At 73.7% G+C, this 3,022-nt stretch carries 1 protein-coding gene and 1 pseudogene; one reads left to right on the top strand and one right to left on the bottom strand.

Features of this window, described 5'->3' with window-relative positions; translation table 11 throughout:
- Nucleotides 1-45 precede the first annotated feature (45 nt).
- Entirely contained in the window at nucleotides 46-2,427 is a 2,382-nt protein-coding gene (locus ABZ281_RS44235) for a SpoIIE family protein phosphatase (RefSeq protein ID WP_356663910.1), read from the top strand.
- Between the two features lie 22 nt (nucleotides 2,428-2,449).
- On the opposite strand, the pseudogene ABZ281_RS44240 reads toward ABZ281_RS44235, so the two are convergent.
- A pseudogene (locus ABZ281_RS44240) lies at nucleotides 2,450-2,687 on the bottom strand (alginate lyase); the annotation flags it as partial.
- Nucleotides 2,688-3,022: the final 335 nt, after the last annotated feature.

The raw sequence follows: 3,022 nt of genomic DNA on the forward strand, positions 1-3,022 counted from the left end.
CTTGAACACCTGGGCGAGGTCGATCGGCACGATGACCTGGTAGGTGTGCGCGGGGCTGGACGTTGTACGGGCGAAGACGGTGATCGGGACACTCGGCCCGCCTCCCCGGTGGGCCGGCTCGCCGCCACCGTGGAGCGACTCAGCCGGGAGGTGCGGGCCGCCCAGGCGGAGGCCGAAGGGCGTGCCCTGATCGAGCTCGCCAAGGGTGTCCTCGTCGAGCGGCTGAAGTGCGGACCGGCCCAGGCCGCCCGGCAGCTCACCCAGTTGGCGGAGCAGGCCCAGGTCACCCCCCTCGAACTCGCCGTCGACGTCATCAACCAGGCCGCCCGGGACCGGATGTCCGAGGTGACGGACGCCTTCCTCGCCGCCACCCGTGGCGGCGACGAGGCCGAGGACGAGTCGGCCGCCGTACGCCTGCGCGTGGCGGAGAGCGGCGTACTGGCGGCGGACGACGCCCAGGCCGTCGCCGACGCCCTGCTGGAGCAGGCGCTGCGCCCTCTCGGCGCCGTGGCCGTGGCCATTTGGGCCGCGGGTGCCGACGGTTCGTTCACCCTGGCGGGCAGCGCCGGTTTCTCACCGGCCGAGGCCGCGCGCTGGCGTTACGTCCCGCCGGACGTGGTGACCGTGGCGCGGCGGGGCCTCATCGAGCGCGAGGGGCAGTGGATCACCACCCTCGGCGCGACCGGGCTGCCCACCATCGGTCTGCACCACCATCCGGACGGCGGCCGGGCCGCCATGCCCGCCGGCACCGGCGGCCGCATCCACGGCGTGCTGGAGATCGCCTGGCCGGAGCCGCTCGCGCCCCAGCCCCCGCAGATCGTCCGCCAGGTGGAGGCGCTGGCCGAACTGTGCGCCCACACACTGGAGACCCACACACCGCCCCAGGGGGCGGCCCAGGAGCCCCGCGTCCTGCCGGACGCCGCCGAGCTGATGGACCTGGCCGACGGACTGCACGACCCCGCTCTCGTCCTGGTGCCGCACCTCGACGCCGACGGGCACCTGGTGGATTTCCGCATCCAGCACGTGAACAGCCGGTTCCTCGACCCGGCGGGCAGGCCGCGGGCGGTCGTGAGCGGCGCGCTGCTCCTGGAGGCCTACCCGATGGCCGCCGGGGACAGCGAGTTGTTCCAGCGCGTCGAGCGGGTCTACGCCACCGGTGAGCCCTTCCGGACCCGCCGGATGAACCTCACCGCCCTCGTCGACCAGGTGCCGCTCTCGGCGGTCGCGGACATCAGCATCAGCCGCCACGGCATGTCCGTCCTCCTCATCTGGCGCATCGAGGACGAGACGGCGCGCCTGGCCAGCCTGCTCCAGCACGCCCAACGGCTCGGCCGCATCGGCGGGTTCGAGGAGAACGTGCTCACCGGTGAGATCACCTGGAACGGGCAGCTCTTCGACCTCTACGGGCGCCCCCAGACGAGCACCCCGGTACCCCTGGAGGAGTTGCCGGCCCACGCCCACCCGGACGACGGCGTCTCCATCCGCCGTTTCCTGCGCACGCTGCTGCACCACCAGCGGCCGGCCGCCGCCGCCTTCCGGCTCCAGCGGCCGGACGGGGTGACCCGGCACATCCGGATCGTCGCCGAGCCGGTGCTGGACACCGACGACCGGCTGCTCCTGGTCCGCGGGGCCTGCCAGGACATCTCGGCCCAGCACTGGACCGAGGTGGCGCTCGCGGCCACCCGTGACCAGCTGGCGCACACCGAGCAGCAGGCCACCGAACGCAACCGGCTGACCCTGCAGTTGCAGCACGCCATCATGCCCCCCACCCAGGCTCCGTTGCAGGTGTCCGGTCTCCAGGTGGCCGTCCGCTACCGCCCCGCGGAGACCGAGCAGTTGGTGGGCGGCGACTGGTACGACGCCGTCGTCCTGCCGTCCCGGAAGGTGCTGCTGTGCGTCGGGGACGTGGCCGGGCACGGCATCGAGGCCGCCACCAGCATGGTCGTCCTGCGCAACGCGCTGCGCGGCCTGGCCGTGACCGGCGCCGGGCCGGGACAGCTGCTGTCCTGGCTCAACATCGTGGCGCACCATCTGACCGGCGCCGTCACCGCGACGGCGGTGTGCGGACTGTACGACCCGGTCCGGCGGACGCTGCGCTGGGCCCGGGCGGGACACCTGCCGCCCGTCCTCGTCCGGGACACCGAAGCGGCCCCCCTGCCTCTGGTCAAGGGCCTGCTGCTGGGGGCCGTCCCCGAGGCCGTCTACGAGGAGACCGAGCTGCAACTCGCCCCCGAAGACACCCTGTTGATGTACACGGACGGTCTGGTCGAGCGCCGTGACCGGCCCGTGGAGGAGTCCCTGACTCACCTCCTGACCACCGCCCGTTCGGCACCTAGCACGCTCGACCAGCAGTTGGACCGCCTCCTGACCTACAGCAAGTCGGACACCGACGACGACACCTGCATCGTCGGCATCCGGGTCGGGTGAGGGGCGCCGCCGGCCGCCGGCCGCCCGCGATGGAGTCCAGTTGTTCGGCCGCCGGCCGCCGGGCGCAGGGCCCACAGCTCACCGCCCGACGGCGTCTGAAGCAGCGGGACGGCCCGGCGCGCCCGCTGATCTCCGGCGTCGGCGGCCGTCCGGACGACGTCGCTCGCCGCGAACCGCCGCAACTCCGGCTCCGGATGCGGTCAGGCGGCCGCTCCCGTCGCGGCGGGCAGCAGATGGTCCACGGCCCTGAACAAACTCTCTGGCTGAAGGGGAACTGACCCGGCGGGCTACGGGCGGTCACCCTGCGGGCCGACCGCTCGTACGCCCTCAGCTTCTCCGGCGCCAGGACCCAGTAGAGCCCGTCGATGCCGTCGGGCCCGACGGTGGCGCTCACCAGGGCGACGGCCGCCCCGTCCTGCACGAGCAGCAGGCTCGGCTGCCCGTTGGCCTCGACCACGCCGTACTCGGCGCCGGGGAAGAACTTGTGCGCGAAGGCGGTGACCCTGGCCGCGCGCCCGGGCCCGACCAGCCGGGCCACGCCGCGCATGCCGTTGCCGTTGCCGTTGCCGTTGCCGTTGCCGTAGGCGACGACGTC

The sequence above is a fragment of the Streptomyces sp. NPDC006265 genome, from assembly GCF_040613555.1.
Taxonomy (GTDB): domain Bacteria; phylum Actinomycetota; class Actinomycetes; order Streptomycetales; family Streptomycetaceae; genus Streptomyces.